Genomic DNA, 19,157 nt, shown 5'->3' with positions numbered 1-19,157 from the left:
AGCAGTAGATCAAGGAGCTGTGGGTTTTGAGGGAGGCGCCTCCGCCGGGGGCGCCTCCTTTTTCGCGCGGCTCGGCTGCACCCTCTTCGGCTCGCCCGGCATCTTCGGATACTCGGGCGGGTACGGCAGATCGCCGAGTCCGTGGTCGTGTTCGTCCTTGTTGGCCAGCTCCAGCAGCGCGTCCAGCGAGAAGCGGTGGTCGTCCATGTCCGCGTGCACATCGCCGAGTTCGGAGAAGCGCGCGGGCATGGTCACCAGGTCGAAGTCCTGGGGGTGCACCTCGCCGACCTCCTCCCAGCGCAGGGGCGCCGAGACGGGGGCGTGCGGGCGGGGCCGTACGGAGTAGGCGGAGGCGATCGTGCGGTCGCGGGCCGTCTGGTTGTAGTCGATGAAGATGCGCTCGCCCCGCTCCTCCTTCCACCATTTGATCGTCACGTGCTCCGGCATCCGGCGCTCCATCTCCCGCCCGACCGCGATGGCGGCGCGCCGGACCTGGGTGAAGGTCCAGCGCGGCTCGATGGGCACGAAGACGTGCAGGCCCCGCCCGCCGGAGGTCTTGGGCCAGCCGCGCAGGCCGCCGAACTCGTCGAGTACGGCACGCAGTTCATGGGCGGCGCGGGCGGCGTCGTCGAAGTCGGTGCCGGGCTGCGGGTCGAGGTCGATGCGCAGTTCGTCGGGGCTGTCGACGTCGTCGCGGCGGACCGGCCAGGGGTGGAAGGTGAGCGTGCCGTACTGGGCGGCCCACAGGACCGCGGCCTCCTCGGTGGGGCACATCTCGTCGGCGCTGCGCCCGCTGGGGAAGGTGATGTGGGCGGTGGGGATCCAGTCGGGCATGCTCTTGGGCGCCCGCTTCTGGTAGAACCACTCGCCGGTCACCCCGTCCGGGTAGCGCTCCAGGGTGGTGGGCCGGTTGCGCAGGGCGCGCAGGATGCCGGGACCGACGGCGATGTAGTAGCGGGCGAGGTCCAGCTTGGTGAAGCCGCGTTCGGGGAAGAAGATCTTGCCCGGGTTGGACAGGCGCACGGTCCGGCCGCCCGCTTCCAGTTCCACCGCTTCGCCCATGCGAGACACGGTAGGCGCACCGCGCATGCCGCGCACACCGGGCGACGGCAGCCGGATGCGAGCAGAATCGTCAGCATGGACCTGCCGGTGATGCCGCCCGTGAAGCCGATGCTCGCCAAGTCGGTGGCGAAGATCCCGCCTGGCATGCAGTACGAGGCGAAGTGGGACGGGTTCCGGGCGATCGTGTTCCGCGACCGGGACGAGGTCGAGCTGGGCAGCCGTACGGGAAAGCCGCTGACCAGGTACTTTCCCGAGTTGGTGGCGGCGCTGAAGGAGCGGTTGCCGGAGCGGTGCGTGCTGGACGGGGAGATCGTCATCGCGCGCGAGGGGCGGCTGGACTTCGACGCGCTCACCGAGCGCATCCACCCGGCCGACTCCCGGGTGCGGACGCTGGCCGAGCGGACGCCGGCGTCGTTCGTGGCCTTCGACCTGCTGGCGCTGGCGGACCAGTCGCTCCTCGAGGTGCCGCTCGCGGACCGGCGGGCGATGCTCACCATGGCGTTGTCCGGGGTGACGGCGCCCGTGCATGTGGCACCGGCAACGACCGACGTCGACACGGCTCAGGGGTGGTTCGAGCAGTACGAGGGGGCGGGCCTGGACGGGGTCATCGCGAAGCCCCTCACGCTGCGCTATCTCCAGAACGAACGGGCCATGTTCAAGATCAAGCACGAGCGGACGGCGGACGTCGTCGTGGCGGGCTACCGCCTCCACAAGAGCGGGCCGGTCGTGGGTTCCCTGCTGCTCGGCCTCCACGACGACCGGGGCGCCCTCCAGCACGTGGGCGTGTCGGCCGCGTTCTCCGTGAAGCGGCGTGCCGAGCTGGTCGAGGAGCTGGAGCCGCTGCGCATGGCGGATGCCGCGGGGCATCCCTGGGCGGCCTGGGCCGACGAGGCGGCCCACGAGTCGGCGCGGCTGCCGGGCGCGCCGAGCCGCTGGTCGGGCAAGAAGGATCTGTCCTGGGTGCCGCTCAGGCCGGAGTGGGTGGCCGAGGTGGCGTACGACCACATGGAGAACGGGGCCCGCTTCCGGCACACGGCCCGCTTCCGCCGCTGGCGCCCGGACCGCACGCCCGAGAGCTGCACCTACGCGCAGTTGGAGGAGCCGGTCCGCTACGACCTGGCGGAGATCTTCGCGCCGCAGGCCTGACGAGCGGCGCGAGGCTGGATCACGGCTGCATGAGCACCTTGACCGCGCCGTCCTGCTTGCGCTGGAACATCTCGTACGCGTGCGGGGCCTCGCTCAGCGGTACGCGGTGGGTGGCGAAGTCGTCGACGCCGAGCGGGTCCTCGTCCGTCAGGTACGGCAGGATGTCGTCGCTCCAGCGGCGCACGTTCGCCTGGCCCATCCGGATCTGGATCTGCTTGTCGAACAGGGTGAGCAGCGGTATCGGGTCCGCGGTGCCGCCATACACGCCGGACAGGGAGATGGTCCCGCCGCGCCGCACCAGGTCGATGGCCGTGTAGAGGGCGGCGAGCCGGTCGACGCTGAAGCGTTCGGCGAGCGGGCCGCTCAGCTTGCGGGGCAGCATCGCGGAGGCCTGCTGGGCCAGCCGGGCGGCGGCGCTGCCGTGCGCCTCGGTGCCGACGGCGTCGATGACGGCATCGGGGCCGCGGCCGTCGGTCTCGTCGCGGATGGCGGCGACGAGTTCCTTCTCGTCGTGGAAGCTCCTGAGGTCGAACGTCTCGACCCCGCGCTCGCGTACCCTGCGCAGCCGCTCGGGCACCAGGTCCACGCCGAACACCCGCCCGGCGCCCTGGACCTGGGCGACCCGGCAGGCCATGTCGCCGATGGGGCCGAGGCCGAGCACGGCGACGCTGCCGCCCTTCGGGACCTCGGCGTAGCGGACCGCCTGCCATGCGGTCGGCAGCACGTCGGAGAGGTAGACGAACCGGTCGTCGGGCGGCCCCTCCGGGATCTTGATCGGACCGAACTGTGCCTGTGGGACGCGCAGATACTCGGCCTGGGCGCCCGGCACCGCGCCGTACAGGCGGGTGTAGCCGAACAGGGCGGCGCCCATGCCCTCGCCGGTGACCTGGGTGGTCTCGCACTGGGTCGGCAGACCGGTCAGGCACATCCAGCAGTCGCCGCAGGCGATCTGGAACGGCACCACGACGCGGTCCCCCGCCTGCAGGTCCGGCACCCCGGCGCCGACCTCCTCGACGATGCCCATCGGTTCGTGGCCGAGGATGTCCCCCGGTGTCATGAACGGCGTGAGCACCTCGTACAGGTGCAGGTCGGAGCCGCACAGCCCGGTGGACGTGATGCGGATGACCGCGTCCGTCGGCTCCTGGATGGTCGGATCGGGCACGTTCTCCACGCGTACGTCCCGCTTGCCCTGCCAGGTCACTGCCCTCATCGCCCGCGCTCCCTCCGGAACATGTGCGCGTTCGCTCGTACGGTGACCGCCGGGTACCCCTGGGCTCCCGCGCCGAACCGTGCGGGCGGGCCGGCGATCCGTCCGCGAACCGGGCGTGCGGTGTACGCCGACCGGCTGTCCGCAGCAGGGCCGATCGGCGGATTGCCGCGGCCAGTCCCAGCCGATCGGGTATATCGCCTATGAACTGATAAGCGCACTATTGATGACACGGGCTGGGTGGGTTGGGTGCGGGTGGCAACGGTGGGCAGACAACGAGGGGCGCGCTCCAGACGCGCCACGACCATGGCGGGACTGCTGGCCGCCGCGCTGGGAGCATCCCTGGCGGCGGGGTGCACGACGTCCGGCGGACCGAACGACGACGGCCGCGGTCGGCCGCACACGTCGACGCCGAGCGAGGGCGAGAGCCGGGCGAAGGGCCCTTCGGTACTCGCCGTGAAGATCGACAACGCCCGCGCGGCCCGGCCCCACACGGGCCTGGACGCCGCGGACATCGTGTACGTCGAGCCGGTCGAGGGCGGACTGAGCCGCCTCATGGCGGTGTACGCGACGAAGCTGCCGAAGGCCGTCGGGCCGGTGCGCAGCGCACGCGAGTCCGACCTGGAGCTGCTGGCCCAGTTCAACAAGCCGACGCTCGCCTTCTCCGGGGCGCAGGGCAAGCTCATGCCGCTGATCGACAAGGCCCCCGTACAGGCGGAGCCACCCGAGAAGGCGGTCGGCGCGTACTTCCGCGGCAAGGACCGGCCCGCGCCGCACAACCTCTTCCTTCGGCCCCAGCGGCTGATGCCCGCCGCGCCGGGCAGAGACGCCCTGACGACCGGCTTCCGCTTCGGCGCCGCCCCCGCGGGCGGCAAGGCCACGGCCTCGCAGACGGTGCGCTACACGCTGGCCCGGTACACGTTCACCTGGTCCGGGAGCCAGAACCGCTGGCTGGTCGCCATGGACGGCAAGGCCGCCGTGGCGTCGGACGGCAAGCGGCTCGGGGCCCCGACGGTCGTCCTGCAGTACGTGAAGGTGCGCAAGTCCGACTTCCACGACACGCTGGGCCACTACACGCCGTACACCGAGACGGTCGGCTCCGGGAAGGCGCGGGTGCTGCGCGACGGGCGCGCCTACGACGTCACCTGGAAGCGCCCCAAGGCCACGGACGGCACGACGTTCACGACCGGCGCCGGCAAGCCGATGACCTTCCGGGACGGCCAGGTGTGGGTGGTGTTCACGAAGGCGCCCTGAGCGTCCCAGAGCGCAGGAGCGCGGGATCAGGGGTGAGCGACGAGGGGTTCCGCCGGGTTGCGGAGCCCCTCGGCCGCGTCCGCGACGCGCCGGATCAGGTCGAAGAAGAGTGCCTGCTCGTCGGCGGAGAGCGGGGCCAGGAAGACCGTGTTCATCCGGGCCGTGCGCACGGTCAGCTTCTTGTGCGTGCGCAGCCCCTCGTCCGTGAGGCGCAGCAGGAAGCGCCGGCCGTCCTGTGGGTCGCGAACCTTGTCGAGCAGCCCGCGGCGGCCGAGCCGGCTGATCACCTCGGCGATCGTGGACCGGTCGAGCCCGACCCGCTCCCCCACCGTCCGCTGATCCAGGCCCGGCTCGGCGACGAGCGTGTTGAGGACGGCGAACTGGGGCGAGGTGATCTCTTCCGAGACCATGGTGTTCCAGAGCAGGTAGTGCGCCTGCTGGAGCCGCCGGGCCAGATGCCCGGGGTGGGTGGTGAGGTCCACGGCGGCCATGCGCGCTCCTCTGGTCGAAATCGTCGGTGCACTGAACAATACCGGAGCTCCACTCGACTGTCCTCGGGCCAGCAACCCCATGACGTTCGCATTTGCCGAGCTCTTGACGGCTTCCCGCTCCGGTGGCAGCGTGAGAGGCAACCTCGCAGAAATACTCAGTGCGCTGACTAACTCGGGTGCTGAGCGCTCGGAAGAGATGGGGCTTCTCGGATGGACAAGGTGGTCGCCACGGCCCTGGGGGCGGTGGCCGATGTGGGTGACGGGGCGTCGCTCGCGGTGGGTGGCTTCGGGCTGAGCGGTGTGCCGAACGTGCTGATCCAGGCGCTGTACGAGCGCGGGGTGGGCGGGCTGTCGGTGGTCTCCAACAACTGCGGGGCGATGGAGTCGGGTCTTGCGGTGCTGCTGTCCGCGGGCCGGATCGCCCGGGTGACCGGCTCGTACATCGGCGCGAACAAGGAGTTCGCCCGCCAGTACCTGGGCGGTGAGCTGGAGGTCGAGATGATCCCGCAGGGCACGCTGGCCGAGCGGCTGCGGGCCGGCGGGGCCGGGATCCCCGCGTTCTACACCCCGGCCGGTGTGGGCACACAGGTCGCCGACGGCGGGCTGCCGTGGCGCTACGACGGCTCCGGCGGGGTCGCGCTCGCCTCGCCGCCGAAGGAGGTGCGGGAGTTCGACGGCACCGAGTACGTGCTGGAGCGCGGAATCCGTACCGACTTCGCCCTGGTGCGGGCGTGGAAGGGCGACCGGCACGGGAACCTGGTGTTCAACAAGTCCTCCCGGAACTTCAACCCGCTGGCCGCGATGGCCGGGCGGGTGACGATCGCCGAGGTGGAGGAACTCGCGGAGCCGGGCGAGATCGATCCGGACGCGGTCCATCTGCCGGGCATCTTCGTGCAGCGGGTCGTGGCGCTCACGCCGGAGCAGGCGGCCGACAAGCAGATCGAACGGCGCACGGTTTCCGCGCCCCTGGCAGACGGGACGGTGAGCTAGCCATGGCGTGGACGCGGGAAGAGATGGCCGCCCGGGCCGCTCGCGAGCTCCAGGACGGCCAGTACGTGAACCTCGGCATCGGACTGCCGACCCTGATCCCGAACTATCTGCCGCCCGGCGTCGAGGTGATCCTCGAGTCCGAGAACGGCATCCTGGGCACCGGCCCCTACCCGACCGAGGAGCAGGTCGACCCGGACCTGATCAACGCCGGCAAGGAGACCGTCACGGTCCTGCCGGGCGCCTCCTTCTTCGACTCGGCGCTGTCGTTCTCGATGATCCGCGGCGGGCACATAGATGTCGCCGTGCTCGGCGCCATGCAGGTCTCCGCCGGCGGTGACCTGGCGAACTGGGCGATCCCCGGCAAGATGATCACCGGAATCGGCGGTGCGATGGACCTCGTGCACGGGGCCCGCTCCGTCATCGTGGTGATGACCCACACCGCCAAGGACGGCAGCCCCAAGATCCTCGCCGAGTGCGCGCTGCCGCTCACGGGCAAGGGCTGTGTGAACCGGATCATCACCGACCTCGGCGTGCTCGACGTGACAGCGGACGGTCTGCTGCTCGTCGAGACCGCGCCGGGTGTGACCGTCGACGAGATCATCGCCGGCACCGACGCAAAACTCACCGTCGCGGAGAGTCTGCTGTGAACACCGTCTACCTGGTCGACGCGGTCCGCACCCCGATCGGCCGCTACAACGGCGCCCTCTCATCCGTCCGCCCGGACGACCTGGCCGCCCACGCCATCCGTGAACTCATGGTCCGTACCCCCGACTTGGACCCGTCCCTGATCGAGGACGTGTACTTCGGCAACGCCAACGGCGCCGGAGAGGAGAACCGAAACGTCGGCCGCATGGCCGCGCTCCTGGCCGGCCTGCCCACCTCCGTTCCCGGCGTGACGGTCAACCGGCTGTGCGCGTCGGGCCTCGAAGCGGTCATCCAGGCGGCCCGCGCCATCGCCGCCGGGGACGCCTCGATCGTCGTGGCCGGTGGTGTGGAGTCGATGACCCGGGCACCGTACGTGCTGCCCAAGTCCGACAAGCCCTTCCCGGCCGCCCACACCGAGCTGTTCTCCACCACTCTGGGCTGGCGCATGGTCAACCCGCGGATGGCACCGCAGTGGACGATCCCGCTGGGCGAGTCGGCCGAGCTGATCGCCGAGAAGCACAAGATCAGCCGGGAGCAGCAGGACGAGTTCGCCCTGCACAGCCATCAGAAGGCTGCCCGGGCGCAGTCCGAGGGCCTCTTCGACGCCGAGCTCGCGCCGGTGAGCATCCCGCAGCGCAAGGGCGACCCGGTCGTCATCGGCGCCGACGAGTGCGTACGGCCGGATGCGTCCCTGGCGGCGATGGCCAGGCTCAAGCCGTCGTTCCGCACCTCCGACGGGACCGTCACCGCGGGCAACGCCTCCCCGCTGAACGACGGCGGCGCCGCTCTGCTCCTCGTCGACGAGGACGGTCTGAGGGCCACCGGCCGTGAGCCGCTCGCGCGGATCTCCGCGACCGGCGTCAACGCCCTGGACCCGGACTACTTCGGGCTCGCCCCCGTCGAGGCCGTCAACCGGGCCCTCGCCAAGGCGGGCAAGGGATTCGGCGACCTGTCCGTGCTGGAGCTGAACGAGGCCTTCGCCGCCCAGGTGCTGGGCTGCGTCGCCGAGTGGCCCGAGTTCGACCCGGCGATCCTCAACCCGCAGGGCGGCGCCATCGCCCTCGGCCACCCGCTCGGCGCGTCCGGCGCCCGCCTCGCCGGCACCGTCGCCCACCAGCTCGCCCGCAAGGGCGGCGGAGTCGGCGTCGCCACCCTCTGCATCGGCGTGGGCCAAGGCCTCGCCCTAGTCCTCGAACGTTGACGAAACGCAGGATCCCCATGACTCTCACCCAGCACGACATCGACCGGGAGATCGCGGCCGAGCACGCCGCGTACGAGAAGCGGATCGCCGACGGAGCCCCCGTCGAGCACCACCCGCGCCGCGACTACACCCCCTACCGCTCCTCCGTCCTGCGTCACCCGAAGCAGCCGCCGGTCACGATCGACGTCAGCAAGGACCCGGAGCTGGTGGAGCTGCACTCCCCCGCCTTCGGCGAGCGGGACATCACCGAGATCGACAACGACCTGACCCGGCAGCACACGGGTGAGCCGATCGGCGAGCGCATCACCGTCGAGGGCCGGCTCCTCGACCGCGATGGCCGCCCCGTCCGCGGCCAGCTCATCGAGATCTGGCAGGCCAACTCGGCCGGCCGCTACGCCCACCAGCGCGAGCAGCACGACGCCCCGCTGGACCCGAACTTCACGGGCGTCGGCCGCACCCTGACCGACGACAGCGGCTTCTACCGCTTCACCACCGTCCAGCCGGGCCCGTACCCGTGGCGCCAGCATGTCAACGCCTGGCGGCCGGCCCACATCCACTTCTCGCTGTTCGGCACGGCGTTCACGCAGCGGCTGGTGACGCAGATGTACTTCCCGAGCGACCCGCTGTTCCCGTACGACCCGATCATCCAGTCGGTGACGGACGACGCGGCCCGGCAACGGCTGATCGCCACCTACGACCACGGTCTGTCGGTGCCGGAGTTCTCGATGGGCTACCACTGGGACATCGTCCTCGACGGACCGAACGCCACCTGGATCGAAGAGGGACGCTGACCTGCCATGACGAAGATCGACACGAGCCGCCCGGAGACCGTGCTCCCGACCCCGTCGCACACCGTCGGCCCCTTCTACGGACACGCCCTGCCCTTCCCCGGCGGCGGCGACATCGCCCCGATCGGCCACCCAGACTCGATCGCCCTCCAGGGCTGCATCAGCGACGGCGAGGGCAATCCGCTGCCGGACGCGTTCGTGGAACTGTGGGGCGCCGACCCGGACGGCAACGTCCCGCAGGTCGACGGCTCGATCCGGCGCGACCCGGCGAGCGGCGGCTATCTGGGCCGCAACGGCGTGGAGTTCACCGGTTGGGGCCGCATCCAGACCGACGCCAACGGGCACTGGACCGCGCGGACGCTACGGCCCGGCCCGCGCGGGCAAAGCGCTCCTTATCTCAGCGTGTGCGTCTTCGCGCGCGGCCTGCTGGTGCACCTGTACACCCGCATCTATCTGCCGGGCGACGAGGCGGCCCTCGCCGCCGACCCGTTGCTCTCCCGGGTGCCGGAGGAGCGGCGCGACACGCTGATCGCACGGGAGCAGCGTGATGGGACATACCGTTTCGACATCCGCCTTCAGGGCGAAGGCGAGACGGTCTTCCTGGAGTACCAGTGACTTCTCCCGATCCCGACACCGGTCTGCTCGCGCCCGGGTGGACAGGCTCCCCCGCCGCCTCCGCGACCGATGACAGCGCCTATCTCCAGGCGCTGTTGGACGCCGAGGCCGCGCTGACGCGGGCACAGGCCGCACTGGGGTCGGCCCCCGCCGAGGCGGCACGAGCGGTCACGGAGGCGGCCGAGGCGGCCCGCTTCGACGTACGGTCCCTCGCCGAGCGTGCCCGCAGGGGCGGCAACCCGGTCATCCCGCTGGTCGCCGACCTGACCAAGGCGGTCGGCGGGGAGTACGGCCCGTACGTCCACCGGGGTGCCACCAGCCAGGACATCCTGGACACGGCGACGATGCTGGTAGCGGCACGCACGCTGGACCTGGTGCCGGCCGACCTCGACCGCACCCAGCGGGCCCTCGCCGGGCTGGCTGCCGAGCACCGCGACACCGCGATGCCCGGGCGGACCCTCACCCAGCACGCCGTACCGACGACGTTCGGGCTCAAGGCGGCCGGATGGCGGTCGCTGGTGCTGGACGCACGGGACCGGGTGACTGCCGTACGGGACTCGCTGCCCGCCCAACTCGGCGGCGCCGCCGGAACGTTGGCGGCCTTCGGGGCGTACGGCGCGAGCGATCCGACGGCGCTGCCGGCGGCGTACGCCCGCGAACTCGGCCTGCGGGCGCCCGACCTGCCCTGGCACACCCTGCGCACACCCATCGCCGATCTCGCCGGGTGCCTCGCCTTCACGGCGGGTGCGCTCGGCAAGCTCGCCGCGGACGTCCTCACGCTCTCCCGCACCGAGATCGCCGAGGTCGCGGAGGGCAGCGGCGGGGGCTCGTCCGCCATGCCGCACAAGTCCAATCCCGTACGGTCCACCCTGATCGCCTCCGCCGCGCGGCGGGCGCCTCAGCTCGCGGCCACGCTCTACGGCTCGATGACGGCCGAGGACGAGCGGCCCGCCGGGGCCTGGCACGCCGAGTGGGAGCCGCTCAGGGACCTGCTGAGACTGGTCGGCGGGGCCGCCCGGGATGCCGTCGAGCTGACCGAGGGGCTGCGGGTCGCGGCCGACGTCATGCGCGAACACCTGGATCTCACCCGCGGGTTGATCGTCTCGGAGCGGCTGTCCGCCGAGCTGGCTCCCGTCCTGGGGCGGGCCCCTGCAAAGGAGCTGCTCTCCCGGCTGGCGTCCGAGGGCCGCCCGCTCGGGGAGGCGCCGGAGCTGGCGGACGTCGACCTCGATCCCACCCACTACACCGGCTCCGCCGGATCCCTCACCGACCGCGCTCTGGAGCGACGTTGACCGAGAAACTCCTCAACCACCGTGCCGAAGGGCCCATGTCCGCTCCCCCGCTGCTGCTGGGACCCTCGCTCGGTACCTCGTACGCCCTGTGGGACAAGGTCGCGCCCGAGCTGTCGATCGGCCATCGAGTGGTCCGCTGGGATCTGCCGGGGCACGGGGGTTCGGCGGCCGGCCTCATCGGCGCGGGCGCGACCGTCGGTGACCTCGCCGGCCTGGTGCTCGCGCTCGCCGACTCGCTCGGCATGGAACGGTTCGCGTACGCGGGGGTGTCCCTGGGCGGTGCGGTGGGGCTGCATCTGGCCGTGCACCATCCCGAACGGGTCTCCGCACTGGCGGTGATCTGTTCGTCGGCACACTTCAACGGCTCCAAGCCGTGGGAGGAGCGGGCCGCGCTGGTGCGGCGCGAAGGGCTGGCGGGGCTCGCCGAGGGCGCGAACGACCGCTGGTTCACGCCCGGGTTCACCGTGCCGGAGCTGGTGCAGGACCACCGGGACGCCGACCCGGGTGCGTACGCCGCCTGCTGTGATGCGCTCGCCGCCTTCGACCTGCGCGACCGGCTGCCCCAGATCTCCTCCCCCACGCTGCTGATCGCCGGCCGCGAGGACCCCGCGACCCCGCCGGCCCATCTGCGGGAGATCGCGGACGCCGTGCCCGGTGCCGCGCTCGTGGAGCTGCCGGGGGCCTCGCATCTGGCACCCGCGCAGTGCCCCGAGGCGGTGCTGACAGCGCTGCGCGCGCACTTGGGCGGCGGTGCCAAGCGGGGCATGGAGGTACGGCGCGAGGTGCTCGGCGACGCGCACGTCGACCGTGCGCAGGCCCGGCAGACGCCGTTCACCGCCCGCTTCCAGGACTTCATCTCGCGCTACGCCTGGGGCGAGATCTGGACCGACCCGACGCTCAGCCGCCGCGAGCGCAGCATGATCACCCTCACGGCGCTGGTCGCGCACGGCCACTACGACGAGCTGGCCATGCACGTCCGGGCCGCCCGGCGCAACGGGCTGACGCCGGACGAGATCGGGGCCGTACTGCTGCAGACGGCTGTGTACTGCGGGGTTCCGGCGGCGAACTCGGCGTTCGTGGCGGCCCAGCGGGTGCTGGCCGAGGAGGCGGAGCCGGACGCGGGTACAGCGCGGTGAGAGCAGGGTGACCCTGGCGGTCGTACCTCCAGCGGCAGCTCGCACATGCCCGCACCCCGTGCCTACGGTGGAGACATGTCCACGATTCTGATCACGGGCGCCACCTCGGGTCTCGGCCGCTACGTCGCCGCCGAACTGGTCCGCTCCGGGCACCGTGTCCTCGCGCACGGGCGGGACACGGACCGTACGCACCGGCTTGTCGAGGAGCTGCGGGCCGACGGCGAGGCTGAGGGGTTCGTCGCGGATCTGGCCTCGCTGGGGCAGGTGCGGGAGCTGGCGGCCCATGTCGCCGGGGCCCATCCCGAGCTCGACGTACTGATCAACAACGCGGCGGTGGGCGCCGGGCCGCGCAGGCCCGAACGGGAGATCGGCGCGGACGGGCACGAACTGCGCCTCGCGGTCAACTACTTGGCGCCGGTCGCACTGACCCGCGCCCTGCTCCCCGTGCTGCTCGCCAACGCGCCCGCGCGGATCGTGAACGTCGGCTCGGCCGGTCAGGAACCCGTCGACTTCGACGACCCCGAGCTGACCCGCGGCTACGACGGACTCTCGGCGTACTGCCGCAGCAAGTTCGCCCTCGCGGCCCACACCTTCACCCTCGCCGAGGAACTCGCCGGCACGGGCGTCTCGGTCAACGTGCTGCACCCGGCGACCTACATGGACACGGCGATGGTCCGCGACGGCGGCTTCACGCCCCGGCACACGGTCGCCGACGGTGCCCCGGGCGTCCTGGCCCTCGCCACCCGGGAGCTGGGCACGGGCGGCTACTTCGACGGGACGTCCCGGGCGCGGGCGCACGAGCGGACGTACGACCCCGACGTCCGCAAGCGGCTGGCGGCCGTCACCGATCAGCTGCTGAACCTCTGAGCCGTCACACCACTCCTGCGGCCAGCGCCGCCTCCGCCTGCAGCACCAGTCCGTCCGCGCCGCACGACCGCGCCAGCGTCAGCCCGCGCCGCAGCTCCGCCGACGAGCGCGCGACGATGCCGAACTCGACCCGGGCGGCGGCGTGTTCGTACTGGCAGGGCGAGGCCTCCAGATAGGTGACGGCCTGTTCGGCGAGGCGTACCGCACGCTGGCCGGTCTCCAGGGCGGCGGCGCAGCGCAGGGCCTCGCCGATGGCGGTGTCGGTGCCGAGGCGCTCGGCGTGCCGACGGACGTCGGTGGCCAGCCGGGCGGCGCGCTCCGGGTCCTCGTTGGCGAGGGCACGGGCCAGGTCGACGGCCCAGGGGACCAGGACCGGGTTGTTGTGGCCGCGTACGGCAGCCGCCTTCTCCGCGGCCTCCAGTTCGTTGATGCCTTCCTTGGTGCGGCCGACAGCGAGCAGCAGACGGCCGCGGACCGAGCGCGGGTCCGGCAGCACGATGGTGGTCGGGTACGGCGGGGCGAAGCCGTGCTGCTCGGCGAGCTCCCAGGCCTCCTGCACATGGCCGCGGGCGAGCAGCGTGTCGACGAGGTTGCAGGTCGCCGACCAGTGCAGGGGCAGTCGACGGCCGACACGCTCGGCGAGCGCCAGCGACTTGCGCAGGGACGCCTCGGCCTCGCGGAGCCGGCCGCGCCTGCGGTGTCCGACGCCGACGTAGGCGTGGGCCAGGGCGAGGTGGCCGCCGCTCCAGCCGGCGGACTCGTATGCGCGCAGGGCCTCGTTGTAGAGGGAGTCCGCCCGGTCGAGGCGGTCGGTGAAGGCGTAGGAGTTGGCCAGCATCATCAGCAGTTCGATGCCCCACTCCGGGTCGGTCCAGCCGAGTCCGGGGGCGAGGCGGCCGTTGACGAGGGCGCGGTCGCACAGTTCGGCGACCTCCTCCGCGTTCTCGCCGCGGGCCATGGCGTCGAAGCCGCGCAGGATGAGCAGAGCGCGCTCGGAGTTGTCGCGGCCGGTGCAGGTACCGGCGAGTTCGGCGAGGCGCGTGGAGCGCCCCGGGTAGGTCTCCTCGCCCGCGTGGATGCCCTCCCACATGAACTGCACCGCCTGCAGCCGCAGCCTGGCGGGGCCGGCCCGGTGCCGGGCGGCTTCCGCCTCGACGGTGCGGACGGCCTCCTCCAGCTGGTCGTTGTGGAGCAGTGCCTGGGAGAGGCGGTACACGGCGTCGACGCGTTCGTCGCCGTCGAGGCCGGGCATGGCCAGGGCGGTCTGGAGGTGGTCGATGGTGGTGGCGGGCGCGGTGAGGAGGGTCGCGCCGCCCAGTTCGTGGAGCACGCGCGCGTGGACCTCGGGCAGGGGCGGTTCCAGCAGGGCCCGCTCCAGGCAACGGCGGGCCGCGTCGGGGGCGCCCACGGCGAGGTGTTCGCGGGCGGCCTCGCGCAGCTGCTCGACGAGTTCCTCGTCGCTGTCCGGGTGGACTTCGAGGAGGTGACGGGCGGCGACCGCGGCGCCGCGTCCGTTGTCCGTGACGACGCGGGCGGCGATGCCGTGCATCGCGGTGCGCAGGGCGTCGGGGATGGAGTTGTAGACCGCGGTGGCGATGAGGGGGTGGACGAACTCCAGCTCGCCGTCGCCCGGTTGGGCGCCCGCCGGGTCGGGCTCGGTGAGGATGCGGGCGGTGCGCAGGAGGTCGGCGCAGCGCACCGCGTCGTCGAGGCTCATGGTGGCGAGCTCGGCCACCAGGTCGACGGAGATGCCGGTGCCGAGGATGGCGGCCGCCCAGGCGAAACGCGTGGCCTCGATGCCGAGTGTCTCCAGGCGGGCGACGAGGCCGCCGCCGCGTGCCGAGCGGTTCAGGGCGCGCAGCTCGGCGGCCGCGGACTCGGTCGGCTCGAACTCGCTGTCCTGCACCTTGGCGAGGAGTTCGACGGTCTCGTACGGGTTGCCACCGGTGACCGCCCAGACCTCGCGGCAGAACGGGGCGTCGGCGTGCGGGCCGAGGGTGGCGCGGGTGAGGCCGGCGGTCGCGTCCGGGGTGAGCGCGCTCAGGGTGGCGACGGAGCTGCCCGCGGCGGCGACCGCGTCGAGGTGCCGGGCGCTGTCGCCGCTGACCTCGCCGGGGCGGCGGGCCACCACGACCAGGACGTTCTGTTCGCCGAGGCGTTCGGCGAAGGCGGCGAGCCAGCGCAGGGTCTCCTGGTCGGCCCAGTGGGCGTCGTCGATCAGCAGCACCAGTGGCCAGTCACGCCGGGCCAGCCGGCGTACGGCGGCGACCAGGCCGTCGCACACGCCCTGCGGGTCGGCCTGCCGCTCGCCGGGGTCGGTGATGCCGAGGGCGGGTCCGGCGATGTCGTACCAGTCGCCGAGGTACTCGCGCGCCTCCTCCGGCATCAGCGACAGCAGGGCGGGCTGCATCAGCTGCCGGACGACGTTGAAGGGGACCGAGCTCAGGGTCTCGCTGCCGCGGGCGGACCACACCGTGCAGCCGCGGGTCTCGGCGATACGGCGGGTTTCGGCCAGCAGCGCGGTCTTGCCGAGTCCCGCCTCGCCCCGGAGCACCAGGAGGCTGCCCGAGGAGGACTTCTCCATGCACAGACTGTCGAGCGCCCCCTCGACGGCGGCAAGTTCCTCGTCGCGCTCCCACAGGGAGGCCGAGGCGACCTGTGTGGGCCGTACCTCCGTCATCCCGCTCCCTCCCCAAGTCGCCCGAACGACGTACAGACCTCGAGCGTAGCCGTCGGATTGCCTAAGTGGAGGCGGGTCCGGGCAGCTGTTGCCGTGAAGGGTGACAGGTGGTGCGCGCGGGCGACGCGAGGGGCCCGCGACCTGCCCCGGCAAAAGTGACCGACAGTCAAAAATGCGCCATCCCAACGGCGTTCGAAGGGGCGGACATGACGCTGACTTCCTCCGACCGCGGCACGGTCCGATCCCGCCGTGCCCTGGTCGCGGGTTCGGTGGGCAACTTCATCGAGTGGTACGAGTTCGGGGTCTACGGCTACTTCGCCACGATCATCGCGGCGCGCTTCTTCACTCCGGAGGGCGGCAGTGAGGTCGAGGCGCTGGTGCGGACGTACGCGTCGTTCGCGCTGGCGTTCTTCTTCAGGCCGGTCGGCGCGGCCCTGTTCGGGCGGCTCGGGGACCGGATCGGGCGTCGACCGGTGCTGATCCTGGTGATCACGCTGATGACCGGGGCGACGACGCTGATCGGCACGCTGCCCACGTACGACACGGTCGGCGCCCTCGCCCCGTGGCTGCTGACGTTTCTGAGGGTGCTGCAAGGGCTGTCCGCGGGCGGGGAGTTCGGGGGCGCGGTGTCGGTGATGACCGAGTTCGCGCCACCCGGGCGGCGTGGTCTGTACGGGTCGTGGCAGTCGTTCACGGTGGCGCTGGGGCTGCTGGGCGGCGCGGGGGCGGCGGCGCTGCTGGCCACCGTGCTGACCGAGGGCCAATTGAGTGACTGGGGCTGGCGGTTGCCGTTCCTGATGACGTTGCCGCTGGGGCTGGGTGCCCTGTGGCTGCGGCTGAGGCTGGACGAGACGCCTGCGTTCCGGGAGGAGCGGGAGGCCGGGCGGCCACCGGCGCGCGAGGTGGCGGGGGCGATCGCGCTGGGTGCCGGGCGGATCATGGGGTGGGCGGCGGCCGGGTACACCTTCCTGGTCGTGCTGCCGTCGTACCTGCAGTCCACTCTGGACGCGACCTTCCAGCAGGCGCTGATCGCCACGGTGCTGGCCAACCTCGGTTTCGCGGTGACGATCGTGCCGGCGGGTTGGCTCAGCGACCGGTACGGGCGGCGGCCGGTGATGCTGACGGGGGCGGTGCTCGTGGTGGTCCTCGCGGTGCCGCTGCTCAACCTTCTCCAGGACCCGGGCGTTTCCCTCACCGTGAAGGGTGCGGCGGTGTGCGGCGCGGGTGCCGTGGTGGGACTGATGGCGGGGCCGGGCCCGGCGATGCTCGCGGAGCTGTTCCCGACCAACGTGCGCTACACGGGGCTGGGACTCGCCTACGCCCTGTCCAATGCGGTGTTCTCGGGCTGCGCCGGACTCATCATCACGGAGACGATCGAACGAACCGGCAACGTGGACATCCCGGCGTACTACGCTGCCGCGACCTGCGCGGTGAGTGTCCTCGCGCTGACTGCGACGCCGAAGACCCGGGCCCGGAAGCCGGGAGCCCCGGTCGGGGAACCGTGAGGAAAGGCGAGCTGAGCGAATGCGAGTGATCGGCCTGATGTCGGGCACGTCCCACGACGCCATCGACGCCGCGGCCGCCGACCTGAACCTCGTCGGCGACAGCCTGGTCCTCAAGGCGCTGGGGCTGGTGAGCGAGGCCTACGACGAGGCTTTGCGGGAGGTGATCGCGGACGCGCTGCCTCCAGGGGTGGTTTCGATGGCGGAGGTGTGTCGGCTGGATACGCGGATCGGGCAGTCCTTCGCCGGGGCGGCGATGCGGGCTGATCGTGAACTGTGCGGTGGGCGGGCCGAGTTGATCGCCTCGCACGGGCAGACCGTGTACCACTGGGCCGAGGACGGACAGGTGCACGGCACGCTGCAGCTCGGGCAGCCCGCGTGGATCGCCGAGGCCACCGGGCTGCCCGTGGTCGCCGACTTCCGGCCACGCGACATCGCGGCGGGAGGACAGGGCGCACCGCTGGTCAGCCTGGTCGACCTGCTGTGGCTGCGAGGCCGGCCGGGCACGCCCGTCGCCCTCAATGTCGGCGGGATCGCCAACCTCACCGCACCCGACGGCACCGCCTTCGACACCGGGCCGGGCTGCGCGCTGATCGACGCCGCGGCGCGGGGGTTCAGCGGGGGACGGCTGGCGTACGACCTGGACGGGGCGCTGGCCGGTCGCGGCAGCGTCCATGAACCGCTGCTGGTGCGACTGCTGGAGGAGCCGTACTACGCGCTGCCCGCACCCAAGACGACCGGCAAGGAGCTCTTCCACCTCGGGCATCTGCGGGACGCGCTGGCCGGGTTCGGGACGCTGCCCGCCGAGGACGTCGTCGCCACGCTGACCATGCTCACGGCACGGACGGTCGCCGACGCCGTGCGTGCGACGGGCGCGACGGAGGTGATCGCCTCGGGCGGCGGGACGCGCAACCCCGTACTGATGAGGATGCTCGGGCAGCGCCTGCCCGGGGTGGCGCTGCGCACGTCCGACGAGTTGGGGCTGCCGTCGGCCGCGAAGGAGGCGTACGCCTTCGCGGTGCTGGGGTTCCTCACCGCGCACGGACTCCCCGGCACCGTGCCGTCCGCCACCGGCGCCCGGCACGCGCGCGTGCTCGGGTCGATCACCCCGGGCCGCGACGGACTGCGGCTTCCGCCACCCGCGAAGGAGCGACCGGTACGGCTGGTCCTGGAGTGATTCGGGCCGAAATCCGAGCACTCCGGGGCCGGATCCTCTCATCCGGCTTTCACCGACACCTCATACGGTGGGTTCATGACGCAGGTGACTCCTCCCGGCTGGTACCCCGATCCCGGCCAAAAAAGTGACGGTCCGCCCACCGAGCGCTGGTGGGACGGCAAGGCATGGACGGACCAGGTCCGGCCCGCGGGGTCGGCCGACGTATGGGGTCCTCCGGAGCAGTTGTCGGCCGAGGGCGCTCATCCGGCGTATCCGGTACATCCCGGCTATCCCGGCCAGTTGCAGTCGGGCGGTCGGCGCCGTCTGCGTACCGGCATAGCCGTGGGAGTGGCCGCCGTGGTCCTCGCGAGCATCGGTGTCGGCGTGTACGCGCTGACCGCCGACGACGGCTCGGGTGGCAGCAGCGCCAACTCCCCGCAGCAGGGGTCCGGCGGGCAGGGCGGGCCGGGTGGCGGTCAGGGCGGCCCCTTCGGCGACTCCGGCGGCGGCAACGGCGGCAGCGGCGGTTCAGGGGGCGGCAACGGCGGTTCCGGCGGGGAGTCGCCGGCGCCCGACGAGTCCGAGGCGCCGAAGGTGGACAGCGGTTCGGTGACCGACGCCGTGAGCGGGATCAGCATCCCCATCCCGGACGGCTGGTACGGGCAGGAGATCGGCTGGGGCGCGCACGTGGCCTCGGACGAGACGTACAAGTGCCCCGCCGACACCTCCCAGAGCTGCCAGAAGGGCGGCGCGTACTCCGCTCCCGCGCTCGCGCTCGGCACCAAGGGCGACACGGCCGAGGAGGTCGCCAAGGCGGACATCGAGGAGAACGCCAAGGAGTCCTACGGCAAGGGCTACGGGGAGATCACCTCGCACGAGGTGCTGGCTTCCAAGGCGGTGACCGTGGCCGGGCAGAAGGGCTATCTGGTCCGCTGGAAGGCGATCACGAGCAAGGGCGCCGACGGCTACGTCGAGTCGCTCGCCTTCCCCTCGCCCGCGAGGGCGCAGCAGATGGTCGTGGTCCGCTTCGGCGTCGACGTCGGTGAGAAGCAGTCGCTGATCGACGAGATCACCAAGGGCATCAAGGTGTCCACCGGCGGCGGCAACGGCCAGGACGTCTGACGC

General features: G+C 72.2%; 17 protein-coding genes. 13 read left to right on the top strand and 4 right to left on the bottom strand.

Annotation, left to right across the window (positions count from 1 at the left end; translation table 11 throughout):
- Positions 1–9: 9 nt before the first annotated feature.
- Complete coding sequence (ligD, locus tag AB5J55_RS36450) at positions 10–1,062, bottom strand: non-homologous end-joining DNA ligase (protein ID WP_369274708.1); 1,053 nt, start codon at positions 1,060–1,062, stop codon at positions 10–12.
- 75 nt (positions 1,063–1,137) lie between these two features.
- Here ligD and AB5J55_RS36445 point away from each other — a divergent pair, with 75 nt between their 5' ends.
- The gene (locus AB5J55_RS36445; protein WP_369274707.1) at positions 1,138–2,208 is read left to right on the top strand and encodes an ATP-dependent DNA ligase; all 1,071 of its coding nucleotides are present in this window, start codon (positions 1,138–1,140) and stop codon (positions 2,206–2,208) included.
- Positions 2,209–2,227: 19 nt separating this feature from the next.
- On the opposite strand, the gene AB5J55_RS36440 is transcribed toward AB5J55_RS36445, so the two are convergent.
- A complete protein-coding gene (locus AB5J55_RS36440; protein ID WP_369274706.1) occupies positions 2,228–3,418 on the bottom strand; it encodes a zinc-dependent alcohol dehydrogenase in 1,191 nt (396 codons plus the stop codon).
- Between the two features lie 303 nt (positions 3,419–3,721).
- Between AB5J55_RS36440 and AB5J55_RS36435 the strand changes: the two genes are divergently transcribed.
- Complete coding sequence (locus AB5J55_RS36435; protein WP_369276387.1) at positions 3,722–4,669, top strand: DUF3048 domain-containing protein; 948 nt, start codon at positions 3,722–3,724, stop codon at positions 4,667–4,669.
- A 26-nt stretch (positions 4,670–4,695) separates the two neighbouring features.
- Here the strand turns inward: AB5J55_RS36435 and AB5J55_RS36430 are convergent, their stop codons facing one another.
- Positions 4,696–5,160 (bottom strand): MarR family winged helix-turn-helix transcriptional regulator, encoded by a 465-nt coding sequence (locus tag AB5J55_RS36430; protein WP_369274705.1) that lies wholly within the window; start codon positions 5,158–5,160, stop codon positions 4,696–4,698.
- 210 nt (positions 5,161–5,370) lie between these two features.
- Between AB5J55_RS36430 and AB5J55_RS36425 the strand changes: the two genes are divergently transcribed.
- The 8 genes from AB5J55_RS36425 (at position 5,371) to AB5J55_RS36390 (ending at position 12,694) form a co-directional block, all read left to right on the top strand.
- On the top strand, positions 5,371–6,150 hold the full coding sequence (locus tag AB5J55_RS36425; RefSeq protein ID WP_369274704.1) for a CoA transferase subunit A: 780 nt from the start codon (positions 5,371–5,373) through the stop codon (positions 6,148–6,150).
- Between the two features lie 2 nt (positions 6,151–6,152).
- Positions 6,153–6,797, top strand: a complete 645-nt coding sequence (locus tag AB5J55_RS36420) for a CoA transferase subunit B (RefSeq protein WP_369274703.1) — start codon at positions 6,153–6,155, stop codon at positions 6,795–6,797.
- Entirely contained in the window at positions 6,794–7,996 is a 1,203-nt protein-coding gene (locus AB5J55_RS36415; protein WP_369274702.1) for an acetyl-CoA C-acyltransferase, read from the top strand. Before AB5J55_RS36420 ends, AB5J55_RS36415 begins: the two co-directional genes overlap by 4 nt.
- Before the next feature lie 17 nt (positions 7,997–8,013).
- Entirely contained in the window at positions 8,014–8,787 is a 774-nt protein-coding gene (pcaH, locus tag AB5J55_RS36410; RefSeq protein WP_369274701.1) for a protocatechuate 3,4-dioxygenase subunit beta, read from the top strand.
- A 6-nt stretch (positions 8,788–8,793) separates the two neighbouring features.
- The gene (gene pcaG, locus AB5J55_RS36405) at positions 8,794–9,399 is read left to right on the top strand and encodes a protocatechuate 3,4-dioxygenase subunit alpha (RefSeq protein ID WP_369274700.1); all 606 of its coding nucleotides are present in this window, start codon (positions 8,794–8,796) and stop codon (positions 9,397–9,399) included.
- Positions 9,396–10,691 carry a 3-carboxy-cis,cis-muconate cycloisomerase gene (pcaB, locus tag AB5J55_RS36400; protein WP_369274699.1) on the top strand — a complete coding sequence of 432 codons (1,296 nt, stop codon included), beginning with the start codon at positions 9,396–9,398 and terminating at the stop codon, positions 10,689–10,691. The genes pcaG and pcaB overlap by 4 nt, the downstream gene beginning before the upstream one ends.
- Positions 10,688–11,827 carry a 3-oxoadipate enol-lactonase gene (gene pcaD / locus AB5J55_RS36395; RefSeq protein ID WP_369274698.1) on the top strand — a complete coding sequence of 380 codons (1,140 nt, stop codon included), beginning with the start codon at positions 10,688–10,690 and terminating at the stop codon, positions 11,825–11,827. Before pcaB ends, pcaD begins: the two co-directional genes overlap by 4 nt.
- Positions 11,828–11,902: 75 nt before the next feature.
- Positions 11,903–12,694 (top strand): SDR family NAD(P)-dependent oxidoreductase, encoded by a 792-nt coding sequence (locus tag AB5J55_RS36390; RefSeq protein WP_369274697.1) that lies wholly within the window; start codon positions 11,903–11,905, stop codon positions 12,692–12,694.
- A 4-nt stretch (positions 12,695–12,698) separates the two neighbouring features.
- Here AB5J55_RS36390 and AB5J55_RS36385 read toward each other — a convergent pair whose 3' ends face one another.
- Positions 12,699–15,374, bottom strand: a complete 2,676-nt coding sequence (locus AB5J55_RS36385) for an AAA family ATPase (protein ID WP_369274696.1) — start codon at positions 15,372–15,374, stop codon at positions 12,699–12,701.
- A 206-nt stretch (positions 15,375–15,580) separates the two neighbouring features.
- Here AB5J55_RS36385 and AB5J55_RS36380 point away from each other — a divergent pair, with 206 nt between their 5' ends.
- The 3 genes from AB5J55_RS36380 to AB5J55_RS36370 all read left to right on the top strand — a co-directional run bounded on the left by AB5J55_RS36380 (position 15,581) and on the right by AB5J55_RS36370 (position 19,154).
- Entirely contained in the window at positions 15,581–16,879 is a 1,299-nt protein-coding gene (locus AB5J55_RS36380) for an MFS transporter (RefSeq protein ID WP_369274695.1), read from the top strand.
- Between the two features lie 19 nt (positions 16,880–16,898).
- Positions 16,899–18,053, top strand: a complete 1,155-nt coding sequence (locus AB5J55_RS36375) for an anhydro-N-acetylmuramic acid kinase (protein ID WP_369274694.1) — start codon at positions 16,899–16,901, stop codon at positions 18,051–18,053.
- Positions 18,054–18,128: 75 nt separating this feature from the next.
- Positions 18,129–19,154 (top strand): DUF2510 domain-containing protein, encoded by a 1,026-nt coding sequence (locus tag AB5J55_RS36370; RefSeq protein ID WP_369274693.1) that lies wholly within the window; start codon positions 18,129–18,131, stop codon positions 19,152–19,154.
- Positions 19,155–19,157: the final 3 nt, after the last annotated feature.

Source organism: Streptomyces sp. R11 (assembly GCF_041051905.1).
Lineage (GTDB): Bacteria > Actinomycetota > Actinomycetes > Streptomycetales > Streptomycetaceae > Streptomyces.
This window is presented reverse-complemented; position numbering and strand designations above follow the sequence as displayed.